Source organism: Marinilabilia salmonicolor (assembly GCF_003003035.1).
In the GTDB taxonomy this organism is placed as follows: domain Bacteria; phylum Bacteroidota; class Bacteroidia; order Bacteroidales; family Marinilabiliaceae; genus Marinilabilia; species Marinilabilia salmonicolor_A.
On the sequence record NZ_PVTS01000018.1, the window covers coordinates 87008 to 113970 of the forward strand.

General features: G+C 42.7%; 17 protein-coding genes and 3 tRNA genes. 11 read left to right on the forward strand and 9 right to left on the reverse strand.

The window, feature by feature from the left end:
• Positions 1-18: 18 nt before the first annotated feature.
• On the reverse strand, positions 19-864 hold the full coding sequence (locus BY457_RS15820; RefSeq protein WP_106154301.1) for a LytR/AlgR family response regulator transcription factor: 846 nt from the start codon (positions 862-864) through the stop codon (positions 19-21).
• A 376-nt stretch (positions 865-1240) separates the two neighbouring features.
• Between BY457_RS15820 and BY457_RS15825 the strand changes: the two genes are divergently transcribed.
• The 3 genes from BY457_RS15825 (at position 1241) to BY457_RS15835 (ending at position 2793) form a co-directional block, all read left to right on the forward strand.
• Positions 1241-2395, forward strand: coding sequence for a DUF6051 family protein (locus BY457_RS15825; RefSeq protein ID WP_106154302.1), 1155 nt, complete (start codon positions 1241-1243; stop codon positions 2393-2395).
• Between the two features lie 226 nt (positions 2396-2621).
• Positions 2622-2694 (forward strand) — tRNA-Gly (locus BY457_RS15830).
• A 27-nt stretch (positions 2695-2721) separates the two neighbouring features.
• Positions 2722-2793, forward strand: a tRNA-Thr gene (locus BY457_RS15835).
• A 34-nt stretch (positions 2794-2827) separates the two neighbouring features.
• Here the strand turns inward: BY457_RS15835 and BY457_RS15840 are convergent.
• Complete coding sequence (locus BY457_RS15840) at positions 2828-7294, reverse strand: M6 family metalloprotease domain-containing protein (RefSeq protein ID WP_258176769.1); 4467 nt, start codon at positions 7292-7294, stop codon at positions 2828-2830.
• A gap of 110 nt (positions 7295-7404) precedes the next feature.
• Between BY457_RS15840 and BY457_RS15845 the strand changes: the two genes are divergently transcribed.
• Positions 7405-8322 carry a DMT family transporter gene (locus BY457_RS15845; RefSeq protein WP_106154303.1) on the forward strand — a complete coding sequence of 306 codons (918 nt, stop codon included), beginning with the start codon at positions 7405-7407 and terminating at the stop codon, positions 8320-8322.
• 9 nt (positions 8323-8331) lie between these two features.
• Here the strand turns inward: BY457_RS15845 and BY457_RS15850 are convergent, their stop codons facing one another.
• Both BY457_RS15850 and BY457_RS15855 read right to left on the reverse strand, forming a co-directional pair.
• Positions 8332-11691, reverse strand: a complete 3360-nt coding sequence (locus BY457_RS15850; protein WP_258176770.1) for a sensor histidine kinase — start codon at positions 11689-11691, stop codon at positions 8332-8334.
• A gap of 724 nt (positions 11692-12415) precedes the next feature.
• Entirely contained in the window at positions 12416-14920 is a 2505-nt protein-coding gene (locus BY457_RS15855) for an endonuclease MutS2 (protein ID WP_106154322.1), read from the reverse strand.
• 189 nt (positions 14921-15109) lie between these two features.
• Here BY457_RS15855 and BY457_RS15860 point away from each other — a divergent pair, with 189 nt between their 5' ends.
• On the forward strand, positions 15110-16273 hold the full coding sequence (locus tag BY457_RS15860) for a CD0519/CD1768 family membrane protein (RefSeq protein WP_106154305.1): 1164 nt from the start codon (positions 15110-15112) through the stop codon (positions 16271-16273).
• A gap of 234 nt (positions 16274-16507) precedes the next feature.
• Here the strand turns inward: BY457_RS15860 and BY457_RS15865 are convergent, their stop codons facing one another.
• Positions 16508-16912, reverse strand: a complete 405-nt coding sequence (locus tag BY457_RS15865; protein WP_106154306.1) for a hypothetical protein — start codon at positions 16910-16912, stop codon at positions 16508-16510.
• 12 nt (positions 16913-16924) lie between these two features.
• Complete coding sequence (locus BY457_RS15870) at positions 16925-17491, reverse strand: RNA polymerase sigma factor (RefSeq protein WP_106154307.1); 567 nt, start codon at positions 17489-17491, stop codon at positions 16925-16927.
• A gap of 126 nt (positions 17492-17617) precedes the next feature.
• On the opposite strand from BY457_RS15870, the gene BY457_RS15875 reads away from it, so the two are divergent.
• Positions 17618-17977: a DUF6249 domain-containing protein gene (locus tag BY457_RS15875; RefSeq protein ID WP_106154308.1), complete on the forward strand. Its 360-nt coding sequence runs from the start codon at positions 17618-17620 to the stop codon at positions 17975-17977.
• Between the two features lie 579 nt (positions 17978-18556).
• Positions 18557-19264, forward strand: coding sequence for a cytidylate kinase-like family protein (locus BY457_RS15885; protein ID WP_106154310.1), 708 nt, complete (start codon positions 18557-18559; stop codon positions 19262-19264).
• A 15-nt stretch (positions 19265-19279) separates the two neighbouring features.
• On the opposite strand, the gene BY457_RS15890 is transcribed toward BY457_RS15885, so the two are convergent.
• Positions 19280-20137, reverse strand: coding sequence for a fructosamine kinase family protein (locus BY457_RS15890; RefSeq protein ID WP_106154311.1), 858 nt, complete (start codon positions 20135-20137; stop codon positions 19280-19282).
• Positions 20138-20146: 9 nt separating this feature from the next.
• The gene (locus BY457_RS15895) at positions 20147-20626 is read right to left on the reverse strand and encodes a low molecular weight protein-tyrosine-phosphatase (protein WP_106154312.1); all 480 of its coding nucleotides are present in this window, start codon (positions 20624-20626) and stop codon (positions 20147-20149) included.
• A 282-nt stretch (positions 20627-20908) separates the two neighbouring features.
• On the opposite strand from BY457_RS15895, the gene BY457_RS15900 reads away from it, so the two are divergent.
• Both BY457_RS15900 and BY457_RS15905 read left to right on the forward strand, forming a co-directional pair.
• Positions 20909-21226 (forward strand): hypothetical protein, encoded by a 318-nt coding sequence (locus BY457_RS15900; RefSeq protein ID WP_106154323.1) that lies wholly within the window; start codon positions 20909-20911, stop codon positions 21224-21226.
• A 347-nt stretch (positions 21227-21573) separates the two neighbouring features.
• Positions 21574-22890, forward strand: coding sequence for a sigma-54-dependent transcriptional regulator (locus BY457_RS15905; RefSeq protein ID WP_106154313.1), 1317 nt, complete (start codon positions 21574-21576; stop codon positions 22888-22890).
• On the opposite strand, the gene BY457_RS15910 is transcribed toward BY457_RS15905, so the two are convergent.
• The gene (locus BY457_RS15910; RefSeq protein WP_106154314.1) at positions 22887-25373 is read right to left on the reverse strand and encodes an ATP-binding protein; all 2487 of its coding nucleotides are present in this window, start codon (positions 25371-25373) and stop codon (positions 22887-22889) included. The two genes, BY457_RS15905 and BY457_RS15910, sit on opposite strands and share 4 nt — an antisense overlap.
• 150 nt (positions 25374-25523) lie before the next feature.
• Here BY457_RS15910 and BY457_RS15915 point away from each other — a divergent pair, with 150 nt between their 5' ends.
• Positions 25524-26483 (forward strand): DnaJ C-terminal domain-containing protein, encoded by a 960-nt coding sequence (locus BY457_RS15915; protein ID WP_106154315.1) that lies wholly within the window; start codon positions 25524-25526, stop codon positions 26481-26483.
• A 309-nt stretch (positions 26484-26792) separates the two neighbouring features.
• A tRNA-Met gene (locus tag BY457_RS15920) sits at positions 26793-26866 on the forward strand.
• The last annotated feature ends 97 nt before the right edge of the window (positions 26867-26963 follow it).

Here is a 26963-nt window from a genome sequence, read left to right on the forward strand (position 1 = left end):
TTGTTTTCAGGTTTCAGGTTATTTGTGTTTTTGATCAAAAAAATCTTTTACCAGGGTTTGGTATCCTCTTGAGACCGGTATTTTTTCACTGTTGGGGCTTTCAATTAAAAGCCTCATAGCTGTGCCCTCTTTCTTGACCATGCTCACCCTTTTTGTGTTAACAATGTAGGAACGATGACATCTGAGCAGGGTAGAGTTTTCGAATTTCTTTTCAATATTCTTCAGCGTATTGCGGATTAGAACCGATTTAGGTTGATTGTTGTGAAGATACTTGATGGACACATAATTGTCGGATGACTCCAGATAAAGTAAATCTTCAAGCTTTAATGAGATGCGCAGAATTCCTTTGTCATCATGAAATGAGATGAAATTTGAGGAATGCCTGACCTGATTTAAAAGATTGTTAAGCGTTATGCTTTTTTCTTTCCATGCAAAAAACAGCAATGAAATCACATAAGGAATCAATAGTATAAGAGCGGTGTTCTGAAGTGCCAGATAAAAGAGGAAACCGAAACTTCGCGGATCATGCATGGTAAACTTTTCCAGAAAAGCATACATGGCAGCCATCAGAAGTATTTCTCCGGCAATCATCAGTATGTAATAACGAATGGTAACGGGCTTTTTCTTTTTTATCAGGAACATCAGGAGTACCCTGCTCAGCAAAACCACCAGCATTCCGGCTATTACCAGCAGCCCGGAATAAAAAACAAACTCGGCAGAGCTGATGTTGTACCATTCTCCCGATCCAAACGGGCGGTATATATTGATGAAAATATAAGCAAAAAGGGTTGCAAACAATACCTGTAATATGGTATTCTTTTTGGTGACAAAATAATCGGGTATTAGTTTTGGCCTCCTTTGCATCCGTTTTATATTTAATTGTTTTCTATCAAAACGGGGGCTAAATTAATGATATTTGTCAGATTTTTTAAATTGATTACATGAATCTCTTTTTTGTATTCGCAAAAGCATTCACGTTTTTGATTTGTTCAGAAAAATTTTTTAGCCCTTTTTGATGATTCAAAAATAGTGATCTTTTTTCTACCAGCCTTTCTTTTTAGGAAAATGATTTCTTTTTTTAATCTGGTCCTTTTCATTCATCCCACAAGTCATGCATTCACCCCATCGCCTTTGTCAGTTATCCCAAACTGCCGTTGGTGACTACATTGGGAGCGGATGTGTTCTTTTTTGATGTTTATTTGTAGTCAGGTAATGATTGTAAAAAACAACCTTTTGATTTATGGAATTGCTTTTTGAATTGCAGGAAACACTATTAAGTAAGTTTGATCTCAGGCATACGTTTGGCAGATTGGATCAAAAGGTGGTGTTTCATACTTATCCTTTCGAATCGCAATATGAAGGTTTTCCGGATGATGCATCATCCGGAGTCTCTCCTTATGGGAATTTCTTGTCCGGCAACAGTTGCAATCGTTTCTTTAGGTATGCTGTTTTTGAGCCGGTAACGAAAAAGAAGGATGCTCATGCTATTGTCCTTCTGCACGGGTTGAACGAGCGTAAGTGGGGGAAATATCTTGCCTGGGCCTATAAACTTGCAGAATGGACGGGAGCCCCGGTGATTTTGTTTCCTTTGGCAAATCACATGAATCGCTCTCCCGAAGCCTGGGCCTATCCACGACAGATGAGTGAGTTTGTTCGTCAACGTAAAACCTTCTTTGGTCCTATTCAAAACAGTTCATTTGCAAATGTTGCTTTGAGCAACAGGCTTGATAAAACTCCCGAGGTGTTTATCTCATCAGGGCTGCAGAGCATTCAGGATTTGGTGAAACTTACCCGGGAGATCTCGTCCGGGAACCACCCGTTGTTCCCGAAAGGAACGGAAGTTGACTTTTTTTCTTATTCCATCGGCGCCCTGGTTACTGAAATTCTTTTGATGTCTAATCCTGACAATCTTTTCTGTTCCAGTAAGGCATTTCTCTTTTGTGGTGGTTCCACCTTTGATCAGATGGACGGACGCTCCAAAACCATCCTGGACAATAAAGCTTACGAATCATTGTCCGAATTTGTGAAGAATTTTGAGGGCCGAAAGTCCTCCGGTAAATTATTTGATTTGCTCAAACCCTTTGGGAACTCTGTTTTTGATGTTTTCAGGTCTATGATCTCATTTAATTATCTGCGCACGGAGCGTGAAGGGAGGCTGAAGTCGCTTGCCCACAGGATTAAGGCACTGGGGCTTTCTCTGGATAAGGTAATTCCCGGACAGGCCATATATAATACTTTTTGTAAAGGGCAGTGCACCAATGTTGCTGTAGCTGATTTTGATTTTAAATATTCGCATGAGATGCCCTTTCCAATGAATGATTTTTCCATTAAAGAGAAGGTGGAAAAAGCTTTTAACGCTGTCTTTGAAGATGCTTCCTTTTTTTTGAAGCGTTGAGAACTGGCTGTGTGAAGGTAATTCTTAGATATCCAGTGACTTAAAAATAAAATTTATTTCTGCTCTCCATAAATGAAAAACCATTGCAAAAACGTTTGCAATGGTTTTTTTCTTTTTTGAGTAAATTTTAATGGTAAATCCATTTTGCGGAAAACATTTTTTTTATACTTTTGCACCGCCTGACAGGGAAAGCCCGACAGGAGATCACAACAAATATTGATATAACGCGAAAATAGCTCAGTTGGTAGAGCACGACCTTGCCAAGGTCGGGGTCGCGGGTTCGAGTCCCGTTTTTCGCTCAAAAAGAGTAATTGATAATTGATGTTGCCGATGTAGCTCAGTGGTAGAGCGCTTCCTTGGTAAGGAAGAGGTCACGGGTTCAACTCCCGTCATTGGCTCAAAAAAAGCCCCGCAAAACTGCAGGGCTTTTTTTTATTCTCTTTGTTTGATGATCTTCAATCGTTGAACCGCTCCTGTTTCGGACTGAAGTATCATCATGTATATGCCCGCCTTATAGTTTGAGAAGTCCCATTCTGCCGGCTCACCTCCACGGATTTGTTTTTGCTCGACCTGTGTACCCGTTAGATCAAAAAGTGAAATGTTAAAAACAGTGTTTGGAAGGTGTTGGATGGTAGCCTTTGATTTTACAGGATTTGGAAATACGGTAATCTTTTCTGATGATTCCTGTTGAATACTTGAACTGGCTACTGCCATTGTTACGTTAATCGTGCTGTTGGATGTGGTATTTACGGTGTCCTGATAATCATTGAACTCCAGAGCTGAAATAACGTATTCCATTCCTGTTCTTATGGGGACTTTAGTAAAGACGACCTTTCCGTTTTCGTCTGTTGTCTTTGTTGTGTTATTGAAATTTACACTGGCTCCCTGAATAGCAACTCCCGTATCATCTTTTACTTCAAATGTGATGGTATATCCTGTTTCTGCCCATACCACGTTCGAGAACTCCGATTCCATGCCTGTATATGGGTAAAGTGCTTTTACCTTATATTCATAATCTGAGAGGCCATCCAGCACCTCGCTAAAGTTTATATTGGCAAATCCGGTTCGATGCCCGATCTCAACATGGTCTCTGTAAACAGCGTATTCAATGTTTCCGGAATAGAACATGGGAATGGGATCCGTGTTTGATTTTTGTGTTCTTGCGGTTGTTTGCTCTTTGTTGCTTATTTCCCTATCTGCCCTGGGGGTTTTGCTGATTTTTGGTGATACAGGGAAGACAGGCGTGGGGTCTGTATCCAATGCACCCTGCTCGGGCCCTACAATAATGTCATCCAGGAGTAGTATGAATGTATCCGTTCCTTTGTTTTGAACTGCTATTTCAACGGTTTGTCCGATGAAGTCGGCAAGGCTGTATTCAAAGCGTGTCCAGGAAACCGGTACCGAAAAGTCTGTTCCGGAGAGAGATGTCCAGGCGGATTCACCGGCAAGTCTGATTTTGATCTCAATAACTTCATTGCCCCATGTTTGAGTACCTGAGGCGTTTGCCAGTGTTCTGGCAACGAGAGAGAAGAAATCTCCCTCTTTAACTTTAAACGGAGGAGATATCAGCCAGTCATCGCTTTGTGTACCTTGTGCGGCAAATGCGGCCAGTACTTTGCTGCCCGACCATGCAGTGATGTTGTACTCCATCTGCAGCAGATTCTCATCATAGACATCCAGTATCATATATGCCATGGGATTTTGCTCATTGGGCCAGGTAAGTGTGTAGATGCCATAGGTGGGCGCCAGATCCCTGTCTTCAAAAGTCCATCCGGTAATACTGGTGGAGAAACTCTGATAATTTTCAAAGTTTTCATTAATGACAGGTTCCCATTGTAAATTGACGGTTTTATAGTCAACAGTTGCTGTCAGAGATGTTGGGGCCAATGGTGTGAAGGGCGACAATTCCAGTGTAATTGTTTGTGAGGAAGAAGGAATAAACCGGGCTGATTTTCCGTAAAACCCATCTGCACTTACATCCACGTGTGTGAATTTCTCATGGTGTTTTACCTGCCGGGTAATTTTACCGGTTGCATCTGTGAGAATGGTATCTCCTTCAAATATTACACCGGCATCCGACAGAGGGTTGGTTGCTTCATCATGTACCTCAAAGGTAATGTCGTAAAAGACATCTTCTGTGGATAGTATGTAAGTTGCAGGATTGAGCTGATAACACAAATTACTTTCGTTGTATTCATAAAACTGAAGGTAATAGTCTGTGGTGTGCTCCAGACCTGAAAGCGAGATCTGATTTCCCGGTCCGTTGTAAAGGACGTAAGTGTTGTTTCCGATGTTGTCACCTGCTCCAAACTCTGCGTTGGCAGTATAAGTGGTTCCGTTGGCTGGTAAATCAACAATGTTGGCATCTTTGCGTGCAAGGATCATCAGGGCATCACCATTTCCGCGGGTCCATGAGAGGTCGGCCGAAATTTTGGTGATATTGGATGTCGCTATGTTCGCAGGGGCAATATCGGGCTTTGCCTGACAAGCTGTACTGTTCATCACTTCCACCATGTCGAGACCAATTCCGTATCCGTAATTGGAGATGCCTTCAAAAGCTATTTCACATGGTTCTGAATAGGGAAGTTCCAGAGCACGGGCTGTCCACTCCCCAATGTCATCGGTGTAGTGAACCAGTTCTTCCCAAACTCCGGTGCTCAATGGTCGGATTAAAACCCTTAGTTCGTCCTGATCGGGTGCCCATAAGGGTTGCAGGTGTCTGAACTTCAAAGTGTATTTTTCTCCCGATTCCAGATTGAGAACCGGGGATATGAGACGGGTTGTTTTGGGGATGGAAGTCTTCTGAAAAAAAGATGTATATGCACTTCCCGAGTATGCCGGTACAGCCATTTCTGAGACGTAAAGTGTGGTAAAGTCCCAACTGTTGGTTCCGGAAATAAATTCCTGTCTCCAGTTTTGAAGTCCGGCTTCGAAATCGTCCTGCCAGGGAAATGTTGAAACAGGGGCCGATTTAGTGGTGGCACTGCTCCTCAGGCTTTGAGAATAGGTAGTGCCCTTGTCGCTCCAGATGGCATAATGGTATTCTGAGGAGGCATTCAGGTTATCATGGATGAATTCCTGAACCGAGTTGCCATAATAAAGAACAGTTCCTCCTCCTTCTATGGCATCGTCCGGGTTGTATGTGGTGCCATTCACGGGCACTCCAAATGTGTCGGATGTGTTCCATGCCAGCAAAACAGGTAGCTCAGAATTGTCCTGTATTCCCGGAGTCCAGCTCAGAGAAATGCTTTTGTCATCTGTCCCTACTGCTGAAAAGGTAAGTGGAGAACCATCCTGGAAAGACATGAAATCAAAATGTATGGTTTCGCTGACTTGTGTAATTCCCGTGATGCTCCGGTTGAATCCTTCACCGCTCCACGTAGTCATGGCCGGATCGCTGGTGTCTGTGAGCTCCGTAACATTGGCTGTTCCCGGGAAAGGACAGGAGGCATCATTGATGATATGATTGGCCGCAATGGGATAAAACCCCTGATGGTGGTCTATATTGATGGTGTTTGAGTATCTTCTGTCAGCAATCAGGTTGCCATCAGCATGATAAACCAGCATCCCTTCTGAATAGAGGTGTGAATCAAAGCCTGTTTTTCGACGATTTTCAATGAGCAGATATTCATTTTCCACCGGACTGTTGACCCGCAGCACCTGCCTGGAGGAGATGACTGGTTCCAGAGAGACGGATTGGGGGGATTCAATGACTGTTACATCTACCCAGTCCAGATCGGCTTTTGAAAAGGGATTGTGGTGGGCCGGTGAGGCTCCGTAGGGGAAACCGTTATAGGTACCACCTGCCATTATGTCCCAGCGACCGGTTCCGTCGTGCTGACCGTCGGTGTCTTCATTGATGTCGTAAAAATCCGGGAGTCCCAGGTTGTGTCCGAATTCATGGCACATTACACCGATGGTGTTCATTTGACCATCCGGAGATCTGAGTTCGGGTTGTACGGTGTATTGATCTACAACGACTCCGTTCAATGTCCGTTCGGTTGTTCCTATTCCTGCTGAAGAGAAAGAGTATGAGTGTGACCAGATATCATTTTCGTTGCCGGTCACTTCCTGCCCGGGTCCCTGATGGATGATAGCTATTCCTTCCACAACACCGTCGCCGTCATTGTCGAACTGTGAAAAATCAATCCCCTGCTCTGAGGCTGCTTTTATGGCATGCAGGGCAAACTCACTCCATTTTGCTTCCGGGCCGTAATAATCATGGCTTCCGGGGACCGTAACCCAATCGGTTACAGTGGTGGTGATACTCAGATTACCCCCGCTGACTTCCTCGTAATAATCTTTAAAACTTCCGGTACCATTGTATCCCGGGAGGTTCATGAAATCATCGAAAGAAGATTGCAGATAGGAGGGGGAAGTGTCAGCAAAGTTTACCAGTATCAATAAAAGATTGGGGCTTCCGGTGGTAGGGAAGTAGGTGCTCATTATGGAGCTTTTTAACGCTCCGGAGTATTTGGAGGATCTCTTTTTTAAATAGTTTTCCCGTGAAACACCTATGTTTCTGGGGGTACCGGAGAGAAAATTTATTTCAGTTGTGGCTCTTTTATCCGGATTGGAGGCTTTAATACCGGAGGCTGCAATTTCACCCGATTTTAGTTGCGTTGCATATTCAAAGATGCCTTTTTTGTTTCTGACAATGCGAAAACCGTCTGTTGTGGTTGTCCAGTTGTACCATTCATCGCCGTGCTGCCGGATTGTAAGCACCGATCCATCCGGTTGCCTTATTTCCTGCGGATAGGGAAACGCCCCGACAGCCAGGGCGCCAAAGGACATAAAGAATAATTGAAGAATTATCAGTATTGGTGTTAAAAAGAAAGTTTTTTTGCCGGTAAAAATCGCCCCCATGTTCTTTTGATTCTTAGCTGTTTGAAAAATCATTCCCACTATTTGTTGAAGAACAGATCTTTTATGAAACCTTATAAAAAGCATCAAATATATACCTTTGTAAACGATTTAGGGCAAAAAAAGTTCCAAAACAAATAAAGCGAATGATCTCAAAATTAAAGAGTACCACTTTTCTGGCCATTCTGGCCTGTCTGCTATGGTCCACTGCATTTGTGGGGATCAAAATAGGACTGGAATATACGACACCTATGCAGTTTGCGGGAACCCGTTTTTTCCTTTCGGGCCTTATGATTTTGCCGCTGGTGGCATCGTGGAAAAGATTATGGAAAGACCTTAAGACGCACTTTCCGGTATTTTTGAAGATTGCTTTCTTTCAAACCTTTGTGTTGTACACGCTTTTTTATCAGGGTATAAACCTGGTTGAAGGAGCTACAACTGCCATTATTATCGGCTCGCAACCGCTATTTACGGCTCTGGTGGCTCATGTTACCATGAAGAACGATCTGTTGACCATGCGGAAGTTCAGAACCATAGCCATTGGAATTGTCGGAATTGTTCTGGTGGCGCTCGAAAAGGGGTTGAGTTTCTCCGGCAATACGCTGTTTGGCCAATTGGCAGGTATAGGCATGCTGGTTCTGGCCAATATTGCTTCCGGCTACGGCAATGTTTTGGTCAGTAAACAGAGTGATTTGAATATTTCGCCCGTGGGGCTGAGCTCTGTTCAATTAATTATGGGCGGGGCCGCACTTTTTGGAGTTTCTTTACTGGTAGAGCAACCCTTCCGGGGTTTTGCGTTTGAATGGCCATACTATGCCTCACTCTTCTGGTTGAGTTTTTTATCTGCAGCAGCTTTTTCTTTGTGGTTCACCCTCCTGAACCGGCCGGGTGTAAAAGTCTCTGATCTGAATATCTGGAAATTTATTATCCCTGTTTTCGGAGCTTTCTTTAGCTGGCTGATTATCCCTGATGAGGTACCCTCTGTTTTGCAAATATCCGGAATGCTTTTCATCGGTTTATCACTGGTTTTGTATAACCTCCAAAACCGTAAAAAGCGATTGTGAAACAGTTTTTTATCCCCGTGTGTTATAGGGGATGTAAAAATAAAACGTGGTCCCCTGGCCCGGATAGGAACGTAACGTTATGTCGCCCCCAAGAGCAGGCAGGATGCTCTTAACAATGCTAAGCCCCAATCCCATTCCTCCATACAGAGACTCGGTGTTGTTTTCTGCTTTGCGAAATGGCTGGAAGATGTTTTGCTGCTCCTCCGAGGTTATGCCGATGCCTGTGTCTTCGACGATAAAAATCAAAACCCGGTGCGGGGGATCTTCCACTTCCAGATTTGGGATGAAAGAGGTGAGGTCTTTTCCGCTAAATTTGCCCACAGAAAGTTTAATGAAACCTTCGGAGGTGAATTTTAATGCATTGCCCATGAGGTTTGAAATAACCTGTCGGAGCCGATGCTCATCCGTAAAGACTGATACTTCCTTTAAGGACTCCGGAATGTCGAGAATGAGTTCCAAATCCTGACTTTTTCGAGGCTGAAACTCCAGGGTTTTCATTATGCTGCTCAGGAAAGGGCCAAGCTTCACAAATTTTGGGTGAAAACTCATTTGACCCGTTTCTATTCTGCTGATGTCTATGATGTCATTGATTAATGCCAATAAGTTTTCACCCGATTGTTGAATCAGAGTAAGAAACTCAGCTTTGTCATTGTCGGAAAGCTCCATGTTGTTGAGCAGCGTTGAAAAACCCACGATGGCATTCATCGGAGTTCTGATTTCATGGGACAGGTTGGCAAGAAAAGCTGTCTTCAACCGATCCGATTCCTCCGCTTTAATTTTTGCTTTCTCTAAATCGGCAGTTCGGCTGGCCACCAGTTCTTTTAAGTCGTGTCTGTGTAGCTCCAGTTCCTGGTTTTGCTGCATTACTTTTCGCTGACTTTCTCTGAGTTCCTGAACTGCTTTCTGGAGGTTGCGGGTTTTTTCACGTACAAGTCCGGCCAATACTATTTTCTGCCGTTTGAGTAATTGCATGCGCATCAGAAAGATGCCCAGGATGAGAAGAAAAACAAACAGCCCGAAAGCCCATGCAAACCAGGGTTGGTAATAAAACGGAGCGCTGACAATGATTTGGAGCGTGTCTCCCTCTTCATTCCATACATTGTGGTTATTTGCTCCCTTAACTTTTAACTGGTACTTTCCCGGAGGAAGGTTGGCGTAAGAGATGATGTGTGCTGCCGGGGCTTCAGACCACTCGGAGTCAAATCCTTCCAGCTTCCATTTTATCAGGTTTTTCTCTGGGTGACTAAAATTCAGAACCGAGACTCCAATGGAAAGATTGTCTCTCCCATGCGGGATTTTAATGGTTTCGGAAGTAATTTCTTCAATATCAATGGCGCTTTGTCCTCCAATCGAACTGTTGGGAATACCGGTAAAATAACTGGAAATAAATACCGGAGGAACATATTCATTTAGTTTGATATTTTCCGGGTCAAACTCTACAAATCCGTTGATGCCCCCCATCATTATTTCTCCTTCGGGGGTTACGTGAACGGCCCGTTCGTTAAATTCCTGACAAAAAGTGCCTTCATCCAAGCCAAATTCCTGGAGGCTTTTTGTTTGAATATTCAACCGCGTAATGCCGTAGTCGGTGGAGACCCACAGGTTGTTTTGGTTGTCTGCACAGACCGCATAGGTGTTGGTAGAAAGGGTATGGTTGGCATATTCGTCACTGAGGCTCAGGGTTTGTGTGTTGAGGTGCAAAAGACCACTGCCGAAAGTTGCCAGCCAAATAGAGGTGTCATTTTGGGCAGTCATGGAAAGAACATAGTTCCCACGTGAGTACTGGCGGTTTTGGGAACTCTCCAAAATGGCCGGAACTTTCCGGAATTCTTTGGTTTCGGTGTCAAAGTGGATGAGGAATTCATTTCTTGTGCCAATCCAACACCTTGTATTTTGGTGTGTGAAAACCATATCGGTGACGTGCACGAACTCTGTGTCCCAGGTTTCTAACGGAAATGGGAAGACAGATTTTGTGCCGTTTGTGGGATTGAAAGTTACAACTCCGGCCTGGGATGTCAACCAGATTCTGTTGTCGGGGGTGACTGCCATGCTGCTGAAATTGTTTAAGCGATTCCGGGGAACGGAATCATGGGAAAAGGTGTGCCAGGTAAAATGATTATTGTTTAAATTTGATTCAAGCAATCCGCCGGAGGAGGCCAGGAATATTTTTCCGTTGATCTCAACTCCTTCCATGACAATGTTTTGCTTCCTGCCATGGTCGGTGTCCAGCAATTTTTCAAATTGCTGATTCGGTCCTTTTTGTCTGAAAAGACCATCGAGGGTCCAGAACCAGGTGCGATGCTTTGAATCTTTCATCAGGAAAAACACCGAAGTATTCTGTGCATCTGACAACTTACGAATATCATAACCTGTGAAAATATGCTTTTGAAAATCGATGGTTGATAATCCGGAGGGTGTCCCTGCCAGCAATATTGGTTGATGTCCGTAAAATTCCAGATCATTAACCTGGTTGTTTATCAAAGCACCGTCTTTCTCGGATGCGGTGTAATTCCGGATGTCTTTCCCAGTTGAATTGGTTTTAAAGATTCCGCTATTCACGGTTCCTATCCAGATATTGTCCTGGTGATCTGCAGTGATACTGGTTATTTGCTCAATAATCATATCCTGAGATAAGAGGGAGTATGTCATCTTTTTTTCATCCCATTTCCATAATCGGTTGTGAGTGGCAAGTATGATCTTTCCAGAAGATAGTTGAACAATGTCTTTTACCCACTCTTCTGTGATAGGACCGCTTTCGAATGATTGAATTCGCTTTAGCAGTGCGCCTTTTTCATCGAAAATAAAAAGCCCTCTTGTCGTACCGGCATAGATGAGGTTACCCACTTTTTGGAAGCCAAAAGCAGTGAAGTTCATTTCTCCTTCTGTAGTTGTGATGCGTTCAAATGCATTAGGTTCTCTATTCTTGTCGAGATGAACTTTTAACAGACCCTGGAGGCTGGTTCCAAGTAGTAGGAGAGAGTCGTTTATTTCACTGATGCTGACAATGTTGTTCAGGAATCTTTGTCCGTCATTGTCAGATATGGTCGGAAGCCAGGAGTGAAATTCGGCAGTGTTGAAATCGAAAAAATTGAGACCTCCGAAAACAGTGCCAATCCATAATCCGGAACCATCGGAAGCTGGTTGCAACGCGCTTATGTTGTTATTGCTCAAAGAGAGACTGTCCTTCTTGTCGTTCTGATAAATGGAAATCATAAGACCATCCCATTTATATAGTCCTCCGGAAGATCCCATCCATACATAGCCTTTATCATCAGGAGTTATTACCCGTATGTTGGATTGGACTAGCCCTTGCTGTCGTGATAGATTGTCGAAGTAGATTGATGGGGCAGATACATTATTTCCCTGCACTGTTTTGAGCACAAACAATAGCAATATGAACCACAAAAGCCTTAAAAAAAGTGGTTTTCTTAAAGAGTTGCCTGGGAATAGAGACATAAATTCTTGGTCTAAAGTAATTGGGTCTTGAAAAGTTAAGATACAAAAAGAATTTTGTTTTTAAACATTGGTGTCTGGTTTAAAATTTGAGATTGCTTCACTACGTTACCAATGACAGATTTTTACAACAACCGGAAAGTCAAGGTTGTAATTGTTGGCCCCCATTCGGGGACCTGATTCCAATCGTTCAGCCTTACCCCGGGTTATCGACCCGGGGTTATTAAAATTTGCCCCTTTCAGGGACGAGCCAATTCTGTCATTTACACATTATTCCCCAAACTTTTTTGGGGTAGGCACTCGCAATGACGGGGCTTTGCTATAAGCCTTTTGAACAGCGTCATTGCGTGCAAAGCGAAACAATCTCCTTTTAAAAGGAATAGTTTCTCCGGACAATAGTGGTTTTTAACCTATCTTATATATTTCAATAGTCTGTTAAGTTTTTTAAAGTATTGTAAATTAAGTCTTTGTAATTAAGTGGATGTTTTTGATGAAATTCAGAATGTCAATGTTATACAATTGTTCCAGCCTCTAACCTCTAACCTCTGAATATCTAACGATCTGTTGATACATGAATTGTCAATTCAGGGTTAAAAAAATGGTCGATAAAGCCAAATTATGCAGGCTGATTGCAAGCAAACTATGAAATTTCCACAATGGTAATTCCGCTTCCGCCGTATTGAACATGTTCATCATAATAACGGGAAACAAATGGCAAGGTTGCAATATGTTGACGAATTAATTCCCGCAATATTCCGTTTCCTTTTCCATGGAGAATTTTAACTGTTTCGGCACTACAAAGTAAGGCCTCGTCCAGATGATTCAGGACTTTCGTCACGGCTTCCTCTGCACGCATTCCACGAACATCTATGTCCGGGCTGAACGACAGTTTTTTGTCTCTCAGACGATCGGAGTAAGTGGAATTGCTGCGTGTTGCGCTTTGCCGGAGTGATTTTTTATAATCGTTTTTACTGATGCGTTTTAACCTGACGATTTTGATGGTGGTAATCAGTTGCCCAAAGGCCACCACTGCATCCTTCCCATTGACTTCAATGATTTGTCCGGGTACACTTTGTCCTTCCAAAAGCACTGCATCACCCGGTTCAAATGGTTTGTTGGGTTCAGCTTTTTTTTCGGGAGACTCTTTTTTCAATGAGGTTTCGGTGCCTGTCTCTTTACTTTTTTTCTTTCCTGACTGCCGATCCTTGATTTTCTTAATTTTCTTGTCCAGCTTCCTTTGCAGTTCTTCATCAATGCCGGTTTGTTCTACCTGCTCTTTAAAATCGTTCAGGTTTTTGCGAAGCGATTTTGTTTTTTCTTTCTCAGCCTGTGCTTCCCGGATTTCCCTGATGGTTTTCTCAATCTCCCGGTTGGCGGATGCAAGTATTTCGTTGGCCTCTTTCTTTGCAGCCTCCAATATTTTGTTTCGTTCGGTTTTCAGTTTTTCCAGATCGTGTTCATATCTGGAGGTAATGCTTTCCAGTTGTTTGTCCCGATCACGAACAGACTGTCGCTTCTTTTCCCAATATCTTTTGTCACGGATGATCTCACGCAGATGCTTGTCAAAATTGATGTGTTCTTCCCCCAGGCGGTTTTTTGCTTTTTCCAGAATGTTTTCCGGCAGCCCGGTTTTTCTGGCAATTTCAAAGGCAAATGAGCTTCCCGGCTGTCCCATTTCCAGTTTAAAGAGTGGCTGAATAAGATGGGTGTCAAAAAGCATGGCCCCATTGATGATGCCGGAATTTTCCGATGCAAAATGTTTCAGGTTGGTGTAATGGGTGGTAATGACTCCGTAAACCTGTTGATTGTTGAGCTGTTCCAGTACCGCTTCAGCGATGGCACCTCCCAGCATGGGCTCAGTTCCTGTTCCAAACTCATCAATAAGCAGAAGTGATTTTTCATCACAGTGGCGGATGAAGTTTTTCATATTCAGCAAGTGGGAACTGTAGGTACTCAGGTCATTTTCAATAGATTGTTCGTCTCCGATATCCATGAAAATGCTGTTAAAGAATCCCATCTGGGAGTTTTCACTTACCGGAACAGGCAGGCCGCACTGAAGCATATATTGAAGTAATCCTACTGTTTGAAGACATACAGACTTACCTCCGGCATTGGGGCCGGATATAAGCAGAATACGTTGTTCTTCATTTAGTTCAATGTCCAGTGGTATCACCGGTTTTTCTGCCGCCTTGTTTTGAAGATAGAGGAGTGGGTGCATGGCCTTTTCCCATAAAAAGGCAGTTTTTTGGTGAACTTTGGGAACTGTTCCGTCTATCCTTCTGGCGAACATTGCTTTAGCCCTGATAAAATCGATAATACCCAGAAATCTGAAGGCATATAACATCTCTTCCATGTAGGGACGGAGAAAAACCGATAGTTCAGAAAGAATTTTAACCAACTCACGGCGTTCGGCGTAGTTGAGTTCTCTTATTTCGTTGTTAATTTCGACAATTTCGGTGGGTTCGATGTAAGAGGTTTTACCGGTGGCCGATTCATCCTGTACGATTCCTGAGATTTTACGTTTATTGGCTGATAGAACAGGGATGACAGCACGACCATCGCGGATGGAGATGGTGGCGTCCGGATCCACAATGCCTTCTTGCTGAGCCCTTTTTAGTATGGCAGACATTTTACCCGATATACTGCCCTGCTTACTTTTGATTTCCCTGCGGATGCGTTGTAATTCCGGGGATGCATTGTCTCTTACCTCTCCTTGTTTATTAATGATGGTGTCGATTTTGTCCAGCACGGCGGGGTAGATCATTACCGGTTCGGCAAGATTGTAAAGCGCAGGGAATTCCTCTTTTTCTTTCGACTCGATGAATCGCAGAATTTCCCTTACACTACCCAGTGCCCTGCGTAAATCAAAAAGTTCGCTGACTTCCAGAAAAAGCCCTTCCACTCTCAGTTTTTTCAGTGGTTTACGAACGTCAAAGAAGTTGCCGGCCGGCATTTCGCGACCGTCATCTGAGATATGCATCATTTCATGGGTTTGCTTCAGCCAGTTGGTGACATTCTCATAATGATTTGAGAAAGTCATTTTTTCGGCACGTTCGCGTCCCATCTCACTCAGGCAGCCCTCTGTTATGAAGGCTCTTATCTTATTGAAATAAAGTTTTTGTTCAAATGTATCCGGATATATCACAATGATCTCTTTTGCTGCAAAATTAAATAAAAGATTGGGCTGTTCATGCACCCGGGTGTGTTAAAATGCTGATATAATTCATGTGAGAGAACTGTCAAATAATGAGAATCGTCTGTTTTTTTGATGTTGTCACCTCTTAAATTAGCACCGTGATTCAATTGTAAATTTTCTATTAAAATATGGATGAAAATGGGGGCTGTTAGTAAACTCAGAGAGCGTGGATTTTTGGAGCGCCGGCGATATGAGGCAGTAGTATTTTTGTTAGTGTCGGGGCTGTTTTTCGGGTTTCTGGGCAGCGAAATGGGAATGGCCAATTTGTTAAACACCCTGATGCGGACAGCCCATGATTTGTTGATGAATACCGTGTTGTTTATATTAGGAATTACTGTGCTTACCGGTGCTTTAGGGAAACTGATGATTGAATTTGGCGTGGTGCGTTTGCTTGAGTTGTTGCTGGCACCTCTTATGCGGCCGCTCTTTAAACTTCCCGGAGTTGCTTCGCTGGCAGGTTTGATGACTTTTTTTTCCGACAATCCGGCAATTATCAGTCTTGCTAACGATAAGCATTTTAACCGTTTTTTTAAGAAAAAGGAATTACTTTCTCTTACAAACTTTGGAACCGCTTTTGGGATGGGGCTGATTGTACTTGCTTTTATGAGTAGTTTGGGATTCTTTAAAGGAGCCATGATTGGATTGGTTGGAGCCGTGGCAGGGGCGATTGTCAGTACCCGCATGATGCAGTATCTTTTGAAAGGACTTCCCGAAGGAAATGAGGAAATATCAAAGAAAGACGGAAATTTAGAAAAGGTTCGTTTCGATTCTAAAGGGCCCGTTTTTCAACGTTTTCTGAATGCGGTGCTCGATGGAGGGAAATCGGGGGTTGATCTTGGATTGTCAATTATTCCGGGAGTTTTGGTTATCAGCACATTTATTATGGTCGTTACTTTTTCGGTGAGTGATCCATCGGTTGGTTATCAGGGGCTGGCCTATGAGGGAGTCCCGGTGTTGCCGCGCCTTGCCGGTTATTTTTCAGGGGTTTTTGAATTTTTGTTTGGTTTTGAACATCCTGAGCTAATTGCTTTTCCGGTTACTTCTTTGGGGGCAGTCGGAGCTGCCTTGTCAATGGTTAAAGCCTTTGTTGCCCAGGGTATTGCCGGTGGTAACGAGATTGCTGTATTTACTGCCATGGGAATGTGCTGGAGTGGCTATTTGAGTACCCACACAGCCATGCTCGACACGTTGGGCTATAGGGAACTTACGTCAAAAGCTCTTTTGGCGCATACCCTGGGGGGAGTGGTTGCCGGTATAGTGGCTCACCTGATCTTTGTCTTTATCACTTACCTGGGATATTGAGCAATCCTGGTTTTGTTGTTTAAAGCTGAGATTGTATGGCGACCAAAGGCACTCTCCATATATTGATATTTGGCAAAGTCAATAATCCGTTAAACTTTTTCAAGGTTCTGGCAATTATTGCTTTAAGTTTAAATGATTTTTGATAAAATTCAGATCGTCAGTATTATATGACTTTTCTAACCTCTAATTTCTAATAATCTAACGATCTATTGAAAAGCCAAAATCAGAACAGGATTATATGTTTGATAATTTTTGCAGTAGCTGATCCACAGCAAGCAAAAGTCCGACAGCAAGGGTGGATCCTAAAACCAGGAGATGAACCGGCTCTATCCAGGAATAGAGCGACTGGAAAGCTCCGCCGAGGTTATGAACCCATTGAAACTGGCTTTCTCCGGTGAAGAGTCCCGCATCATACATATAGCCCAAAGCAAAAAGAACCAATACGGCCGGGACAATCCACCAGCGGTTTTGCTTATCCACAATGGGTTTGTAAAAACGGGGTTGAGAAACCCAGTCGGCCATTACCTGATTCATTACCTTCCGATTGAAATCGCTGGATGGAATGTGATCGGGCTGGAATTCAGTATGAAACAGCTCTCTGATTTCCCGGTCTTCTATTTCTTCATTGTATTTCTTCATGGCTTTTTCTCCTTAAATCAGTGAATCAACCTCCTTGTTGAGAATTGACTGCAACATTTTGTGAAGGTTTTGTCTGCCTCTGAAAAGTTTAACTTTTACGTTGGCAGGGGATAGTCCGGTAATTTCTGCAATTTCGTCCACTTTGTTATCTTCATAATAGTAAAGAGTCAAAATGGTGGCCTCATCTCCCTTTAATCTTTTCAGAGCCTCTTTTAAAAATTTGCTTCTGTCACCGTCAAACAGGATGTCTCCCGGGTTCTGACTTTCCTCCGGGTGAAAGGTTGTTTCGTTTATCGGTACCTCTCTGTTTTTTGTTTTTCTCAATCTGGAAATGGCCTGTCGGTAAGCAATCCGGTATATCCAGGTTGAGAAAGCCGAACGTCCTTCAAATGAGTCCAGAGCTTTGTATGCTTTGAAAAACGTATCCTGAGCAACTTCTTCAGCATCCGGTTCGTTTTTTAAAACCTGAAGTGCCAGCGTATAAACCATGTGACGGTACTTGTCGATTAGTATCGAGTAGGCACCCACATCGCCCTGCTTTATCTTCTTTATTATTTGCTTTTCGTCTCCGGTTTTCATTGTGATGGTATGACGCCTTCTCCTGTAAGATGGTTACAAGTTAATATTAAAAAAAAACTGAGTCCAGTTTGTAACCGATTAAAACGTGGTGGCGTCCAACGGGCAAAACCAATTAAAATTAACGTTATGAATAGTGTAGAAATAGTCGTACCCGTTGCATTCTTTGGGATGATCTTCGGAATAGTAGTTTTGGTAACTTATTACCGCAACAAGAGAATGGAACGAATGGCATTGATTTCATCAGGCCGTGATGCTTCCATCTTTAAGGAAGAGGACGATAAAGCCAAACTGAGTTCTCTGAAGTACGGAATCTTTTTGGTTGGTCTGGCCATTGGGTTTATTGTTGGCGATTTGATGGCTTTGGCAGGCTCTGTGACAGAGTGGATAGCTTATATTTCCATGATTTTCCTTTTCGGAGGTGTTTCGTTACTTGTTTTTTATTTGATAGCCCGGAAAATTTTGAAACGGGGAGAACAGACGGACTGACAGAGTGGAATTATTAAGGAAAATGGTGTAAATTTTAAAAAATGAGAAGCAATTAACTTTTATTAACTACTCAAATTGTCCATTTTACACTCAATTAGTCATATTTGTATCAGGGATTTTTTCATAAAACTTGGATTTAAAATGACTGGATTAAAGAAAGGAGTTTTCTTCTTTCTTTTCCAGTTGTTTTTTTAACTTCATTTAACTATGATTGTGTGTTTTTAAGTGAATTGTGAGTTAGATTTGTAATAGATTTTTTTTCATAGATTTGGATTTGGTTAACAAAGCTGATTTAAGGGAAAAGGACAGGCGAAAATTATTTCACTGTCCTTTTTTATTTTATAAGATCAAAAGTTTAACAAGCTTTAAACCCGTTTTAGTGTTGTTAATACAAAAAACACCGATATTTGCACTGTAGATTTTTTTCATAGACTTGGATTTGGTTAGCAAATGCTGATTTAAAGGGAAAGGGCAGAATATTCTGCCCTTTTTTTATTTTATTTTTCCGGGAAAAATCTTTAAATTTAAAGGCAGATAGCAGTTTTACCGGTTTGACGGGGCTGCCAAATAACATTTGTTATGGATAATCTGTTTTTAAAATACATGCGCGAGCGCACCGGTCGGAAGAAAACCGCTCAGGGGCCCAGTTTCGAATCTCCCGGACCGGTAATTACCATTTCAAGGGAATATGGCTGTCCGGGCCGCCGGATAGCACGGCAGTTAGCTGAAACCCTTACTGCAAAAAATCGGGCGCAGGGGAACAATCGTGACTGGCGCTGGATCAGCAAGGAAATTATTGAAGAATCAGCTCGTGAACTCAAACTTTCTCCAGGTATGATGGAGGATTTATCAGAATACAGGGAGCGTGGATTTTTCGAGAATCTTGCCTTGTTCTTCTCTGATGAGTACTACCCCGGTGATGTTAAAATCAAAAACACCATTGCCAAATTTATTTTCAATGCCTCTACCGAGGGTAATGTTGTTATTGTGGGGCGTGCCGCTGAAGCGATTACTAAGAACTTTACCAATTCACTTCATATTAAGATTCAGGCGCCCCTGTCCTGGCGAGCAGAACGTGTTGCCGAAATGCAGGGGATGACCATTCAGGAAGCCCGTAAAGAAGCCATGGAAATGGATCATCGCAGGGCTATGTTCCGCAATTATTTTGAAAAAGAACGCCCTGATATTGATTATTTCGATATTTTCTTTAACTGTGCAACCCTGTCTGATGAGGAAATCATTGAATCCATCGTTATTCTGGCCGAATCCCGGGGATTTGTTGTTTAACCCGGATTATTTTCCTTATTTTTTTGTCAATTTACGGAGTAGCTGAATGGCTTGTCCGTAATAGCCTGAACCAAAAAGATTGAGATGATTTAAAACGTGGTATAGCAAATAGGCAGGTTCACGCTCTGAAGCACCTGCCTTTAGTGGATATGTCTGCTGGTATGCCCGGTAGAAATCTTCTGAAAAGCCGCCAAATAATTTGGTCATCGCAAGGTCAGCTTCGCGATGTCCGTAATAAACTGCGGGATCAATCAATACAGGACTGCCCGATTCATCTACCATGTAGTTTCCTCCCCATAAATCTCCGTGCAGCAGAGCCGGGGGCTCTGCTCCGGCACTGAGTATATCCTCCAATACGGATTCCAGTTTTGAAATCAGAGATGTAAGGGTTTTATCGGCATAACCATTTTTTTCAGCCAAACGAAACTGGTAAAGGATTCTTTTGTTCCAATAAAACAAGGGCCAGTTGTTTTTTTCTTCTTCAGAAGCCAGGTTTATTTGAGGGGTGGAGCCTATGAAATTGTCTTCGAAGAAACCATATCCTTCTGCTGTTCGTTGGTGAAGAAGTGCCAGTTTGTGGCCGAAATATTCGAAAAAGTCCTTTTTTTTGGATCCGTTTTTAATGTATTCAATTATCAGGCAATCTTTGCTTGTATGTATAACCTCCGGAACTCTGATTACATCGGCGCTTGCAAGCTCCCGGAGTCCGTTAGCCTCTTTTTCAAACATTCCGTTGCTAAAACCCTGTTTGAGAAAATATTTTTTGCCCGATCGGGTGGAAATGATTTGAGAATCAGCTATGCATCCCCCTCCTACAGAGGACATGCTTAAAGGTTCTTCACCGAGAATCTTTGTCAGCTTGTCCGTATTCATATCCTAGATTTATTTTTGGTTTTTCAAAAATCCGAGTAATCCTTTACAGGCCGATTCAAGAAGGTCTAATACCAGTTCGAATCCCTCATCACCCCCGTAATAAGGATCAGGAACTTCGTCGTGATTGCAGTTGTTGCAGAAGTCAGTCATTTTAAAAATTTTACTGACAGCATCCGATCCGGTGGCAAGTTGTTCCAGGTCACGAATATTCTGATTATCCATTCCGATAATCATGTCAAACTCCCTGAAATCTGTTACCGGGTCAACCGGACGACTTATGCTGGTAAGGTTGTAGCCTCTTTTTATTGCATGTCTTTGCATCCGAGCATCAGCAGGACTTCCGGCATGGTAGTCCGTGATTCCTGCCGAATCGACCACAAAAAAATCCTGGAGACCGTCCCGCTCAATCAATCCGTTAAAAACCGCTTCAGCACTTGGAGAACGACAAATATTTCCTAAGCAAACAAATAATATTTTCTTTTTTTCCATAACTAATGAGTCTTTCTGCAAATATAGTTTTTTAGCGACTAATAACCGGAGGAACTTTACTTTGAGGATAAATGTTTCAGATTTCCACAGGGTGTGGATATTGTTCCCCAATTTACCATGGCCTGACTTTGTATTGAATTTCCGGATTATTGAGTTTATGTTCTGTAAGTCATATTTTTAGGTGTGTTTTTTGGTTGCCTTATTTTGTCCTGGCACACTCTTTTCAATACAAAAGACAACAAACAAATATAATTTTAGATGTTTAACCTAAAAGTAAAAGTTATGAAAAGGAAATTTTTATTTGTATTGACAAGTGTGTTTTTTTTGGCAGTAACTCCATTTGTTTCTGCAATGACTATGGACGATGTAACAACTGCTGTTGAGCAGGAGTTGACCTTTACCGACATTGAGGTAAGCGAAGTTCCTTCAGAAGTAATCGAAGCTGCCAAGAAGGAGTTTCCCGGAACTGAAGTGGAAAAAGCACAGGTTGCTGAAGTGTCCGGAGAAAAGATCTACAAGATTGTTGTAAAAGATGCTGATGGTGTTAACCAGACCGGTCTTTACAACAGCAATGGGGACAGTTATGTTCCTGAGGCATAGATTTACTTCTTGACACTTTAAATGCGGTTAATTAATTGAATTTTAACACCAGGCCCCTTTCTGGCAATGAACCTGCTTTATTCATAATTTATTTAGTACGATGTTCAACTACCTGTGAAATACAGCCGTCCTCAACAAAATGGATTTGAAAATAATCTATTATTTCCTGCATCCATTTTGCCTGCGGTTGGTTGTATTTCTTAATATTTGAATATCTCATCACAACAATTCATGAATAAAGCAGGTTAGGGCGTATCCGGATTTCCGGGTGCGCCTTTTTGTTGCTTTATTCGGAGGAAGGGGTAAAATTCATTATCTTTAAAGCTGTAAAAGAACTTTTACAGGGTATGCAAAAGAAAATTCTTATTGTTGACGACGATACATCATTTGGCATGATGGTCAGTGGTTTTTTGAAAAAGAAGGGACATGACTCCGTTCTTTCCGGGAATGTTTTCGGGGCAGTTGACCATCTAAAGAAAGAAACTTTCGATTTGGTCCTAACGGATTACCGGCTTCCTGACGGTACCGGAATGGATGTGTTGGAAAAAAGTAAACAGTTTTCTTCGAATACTCCGGTGGTGTTGATTACTGCTTATTCTGAAATCAGAGTCGCTGTGGATGCCATAAAAAAAGGTGCTTACGAATACATTACCAAGCCGGTAAATGCTGATGAACTTTTACATGTGGTAACCAAAGCTTTTAAGAATAATCGTAAGAGTCCATCTTCCAATTCTGAATATATATCCGGTAACGGGGAGGAAGCCCGTCGTATGGAGGAACATATCCGGCTGGTTGCCCCCACCGAAGTGGCTGTGCTTATTCAGGGGGAAAGCGGCACAGGGAAGGAGTATGTGGCCCGGCGAATTCATCAGTTGAGCAATCATGCCGATGCACCATTTGTCGCTGTTGATTGTGGTGCATTAACGCCCGAAATTGCTTCCAGTGAACTGTTTGGCCACATAAAGGGGAGTTTTACGGGTGCAGTGGATAATAAAACAGGCCATTTTGAAAGCGTGGGCAGGGGGACCATCTTTTTGGATGAGGTAGGAAATTTAAGTTATGAAGTACAGGTCAAGCTGCTAAGAGCAATTCAGGAAAGAAAGGCAAGACGACTGGGAAGTAACACTGAATTTGCCATTGAAGCCCGTATTGTTGCGGCGACCAATGATGACCTGAGGAACAGTTCGATGAACGGATCATTCAGAGAGGATCTTTATCACCGTTTAAATGAGTTTCAGATTTCAGTGCCTCCTTTGCGGGCCAGGCGTGATGATCTTTTAAAATATGCCAACTATTTTAGGGAGAAGGCAGCAGCGGAGTTTGGGAAAGAGATTGAAGGATTTTCAGAAGCCGTACTTGGGATTTTTGAACGCTATGAATGGCCCGGTAACTTAAGGGAGTTACGCAATGTTGTACGTCGGTCGGTTTTGCTTACTCAGGGCGATTTTGTAGAAAAAGCATCAATCCCTCCTGAACTGGAAATACCCTCTGGAAAAACAGATCAGGAACTAAATTTATCGGATGCGCGTAATGCAACTGAAAAGCAGATGATAGAGGAAGTTCTTGTGAAAACGCGCCACAATAAGAGTGAAACAGCCAGATTGCTGGGGATGGATCGAAAAACATTGTACAATAAAATGCAAAAGCTGAACATAGATTATTAGTCTTTTGCAAATATTGCTTCAGACAGCTCTTTTTCAACCATGTTCCAGTGCTTTTTCAAACGCTTTAGTCCCCTTTTCAGCTCGGGGGTATTTCCCGGTTTCTTTCCAAGGATTTCGATGCCTTTAAGGATTACGGAACCTTTGGAAATGCCAAATTGCCTGAATCCTGTCTGCATTTTATGAGCGTGTTCAGCTATTTCTCCGTGTTTTTTTGCTGAAATGAGTTTTGACAATTCCGAAAGATTCTTTTTTGTATCTGAAATAAATGTCTCTGTTATGGAAGTCAGAAACTCCATGTCATCCCCTGTAAAGGAAGTGACTCCGGCGAGATCGAAGCTTTGACGATTCGGGACATCTGAATGTGAAGCGTTGTTTTTTTTAATTTTATTTTCTCCGGGTTCTTTTTTGTCCTGAATTCGTGATATTCTTTTTAGAAGGTCTTCTTTTGAAAATGGTTTGGGCAGAATAAAGACCTGGTCTGTTTTCTTCAGATCCTCTGTGGAGGCATGTTCATTCACGGCTGCAGATAACAGCAGGATAGGGGTGGAATGACTTTCGCGCACTTTCTTAATGAATTGGATGCCATTGATTTCAGGCATTCTCAGGTCCGTAATAATTAGTGAGAAACGCTCGGATTCCAGGTGTTTTAGAGCTTCAACGGGGCTTCTGTATCCGGTAACCTGAACTTTTTCGCCTAAAAAGCCTCTGACCAGTTTTTCAATAAGAGGGTCATCGTCCACAATCAGGATTTTCCCTTCGTTAAATGTTTTTGCTGGGGTATCGTTCTTTTTTTCGGTGGTTTGTTTCTCCTTTTGAAAAGGGATGGAAAAATGAAATATGCTTCCTTTTCCCGGTTCACTTTCTGCACTTATCCGGCCGCCCATGGCCTCGGTTAGTTTTTTGCTGATGGCCAGCCCAAGTCCGGTGCCTTTCTCAGGATTTTTTTGAGGAGTGAATTGCTTGAATTCATCAAAGATATACTGTGTTTTCTCTTTTGGGATGCCCGGGCCGGTGTCACTCACCTCAAAATACAACTGGTTGTTGCGGGTGGTAAAACTCAGGTGGACTCTGCCATGGTCTGTGAATTTTATGGCATTTCCTGTCAGGTTGAAGAGTATTTGTTTTAACCTTGTACGATCTCCCCAAAAATCAAGATCCTTCGGGGTTGCGGAGTAGGTGAAATCCAGATGTTTTTGTTCGGCTTTGGGCTTTAATGTCAGGTATGTTTCCTCTATCAATTTGCCGGAAGTAATCTGCTCTTTTTGTAACTGAAGTTTGCCTTCCTGGAGTGTTGAATAATCCAGGATGTCATTTACCAGCGAAAGCAAATGCAGCGCGGAATTGTGAATGATGGAGGCGGACTCGCTTTCATTCTGCATGAGTTCTGAGAATCCGATGATTGCGGTTAGAGGGGTGCGGATTTCATGGCTCATATTGGCCAGGAATTTTTCCTTTACTTTCATAAGGGAAGCAATTTTTTCCCGGGATGCAATGAGTTCTTCTTTATATCGGCGACTTCTTTTCAAATCATTTCCAATCCGGATGATGAAGCTCAGAATGATTAAAAGACCTGATAACCCTAATACGATGACTTTTAAGAAGATGTCTGTTTTTAGGTGCTCCAGTTGTGCCTGGTGATTTTCTGATTCTTTAATCGCTTGTTCTTCCAGCTTTTTTACAAAGGTTCTGATGGTTCCGGTAAGTTGGTTCTCCAGAAGTATCAATCCCTGTTCGCGTCTGGACAAGAGATTGGAAAAGTGTTTGTCTTGTTCCTCTATTTTTTGCAGTTGCTGTTTTACTTCTTTCAAAGCCGGACCTTCAATTGTTCGTGTTGTAATGGATGAATCCACAACTTGAGCAATGTTAGGCGTTTTAACCGGCAGTGCCTCCTGATCGTTTTTTTCGCCCGAAAGGAAACTGGCTATGCGGCCAAAGAAACCTTTCTGGTCAGGAGCTGATGGAATCGTTTCCACAGAATCGGCAACGTGGATGCTGGACCAGGTAATTTTATTGATTTGAATGCTTAAGCTATCCGGAAGTAATGGAACAATTTCACCATAACGCTGGCGATATCGGTTGATTTCACTTAGTTCAAAAATGTTTTGAGTTTGTTGGTGTTTTTTGTTAATCAGGTTTTCAAGAGTATCTGTATAAGCCAGGTAAGAGCTGTCGGCAAATAGCTTTCGCAGGTTGTCCAGACTTTGACGGAGTGAGTCCTGTAAACTCAGATATGCTTTTTGTTCTTTTGAAATCCCTTTTATGCGGTAACTCCTTGCTTTTCCCTCGGATTCCTGAAGGTGAAACATCAGTTCGTTAAGGGCCATCAGGCGCTTGTTTAAAGGATCTTCCTTCCGGCTTTCGTGCAGATAACGGATAATGCCGGTATAGCTGATGAAGAAAGCCAGAACAGCAATGATCAGAAAAAGAAAGAAGCCTGTGGTTACTTTCCGGTTGATACTTTTTTCAGGAAAATTATGGTGCATAATTCTGTCTTTTGAACGTCGGGTTTTGATGTCATTTTGTCAACTTCAGGTATCTGATTATCTGTGTTTTTGGTCATTTTGTCGGATGTTTGATTTCTTCTTAAGGCTGGCGCAGACTTTGCATTGATCTGAAGAAAAAACCATACCAAAATGCAATATAAGAATTACTATAAAACATTAGGTGTATCAAAAGATGCTACTCAGGATGAGATTAAAAAGGCATATCGGAAGCTGGCGGTAAAATACCATCCTGACAAGAATCCTGACAATAAAGAAACTGAGAACAAATTTAAGGAAATAAATGAGGCTTATGAGGTATTGAAGGATCCCGAAAAACGGAAGAAATATGATCAGTTGGGCTCCAATTGGAAGCAGTATGAAAACGCCGGATATGGTGGATCACAGGGTGCCGGTTTTGGTGGATTTGACTGGTCGCAGTTTGGAGGGCAGCCCGGAGGTGGACGTTCCTATTCTTTTGGAGGTGATATGGGAGATGTGTTTGGCAGCTCGGGAGGTTTCTCCGATTTCTTCAATATGTTTTTTGGAGGAATGGGAGGAGCCGGAACCACAGGGTTTGGAGGTTCTCGTGCTGCTAAAGGACAGGACTTGAAAGCCGATCTGGATTTGTCTGTTAGCGAGGCTTATCACGGGACTACCCGCATCCTGAATGTGAATGGGAGAAAACTCAGGGTTAATATAAAACCGGGAGCTTATGAGGGCCAGGAGTTACGGATTAAAGGTAGGGGAGCTGCCGGAGTAGCTGGTGGCCAAAATGGGGATATTTATCTGAGAATTAAAATTCAGTCCGACACAGAATACAGAATTGATGGGCGCAATATAATAAAAGAGGTTCCTGTTGACTTCTTTACCGCAACGTTGGGCGGAAAGCTGCGGGTAAACACTCCCGGAGGGGTGGTCAATGTGACCATTCCCAAAGGAACACAGCCCGGGCGCACACTGCGCCTCCGTGGTAAGGGGATGCCAAATCAAAGGCAATCAGGTGTAAATGGTGACTTATTGCTTCGGTTAAAAGTTGAGATTCCGACAGAATTAACCAATGAAGAAGAAAAGCTGGTTAAAAAGTGGAGAGAAGTATGGCAGAAAAAATAAGGTATTCAAGTGTCGATAATAGAGAGTATTAGGGTTATGTGGAGAAAAAAAGGAAATTTTTTCCAGTATTAAAATTGGAGAATATCACCAAATCACCTACATTTGCAACCGCAAAACGGAAATAAACGGTTTGCGGAAGTAATGGCGAGGTTGTTTAGCTGGTTAGAGCGTCCCGATTAAAATCGGGAAGGTCGGCTGAACAAAGCCAAGAAAAGAAAACAATAATGGCGAGGTAGCTCAGCTGGTTAGAGCGTCCCGATTAAAATCGGGAAGGTCGGCTGAACAAAGCCAAGAAAAGAAAACAATAATGGCGAGGTAGCTCAGCTGGTTAGAGCGCATGATTCATAATCATGAGGTCGGCGGTTCAAGCCCGCCTCTCGCTACGAAGGGTTAGAACTTAACAGTTTTAACCCTTTTTTCATTAAACCCTTCTCCTTATGCCACACTACGTTTACATTCTTTACAGCACTTCTCGTGACC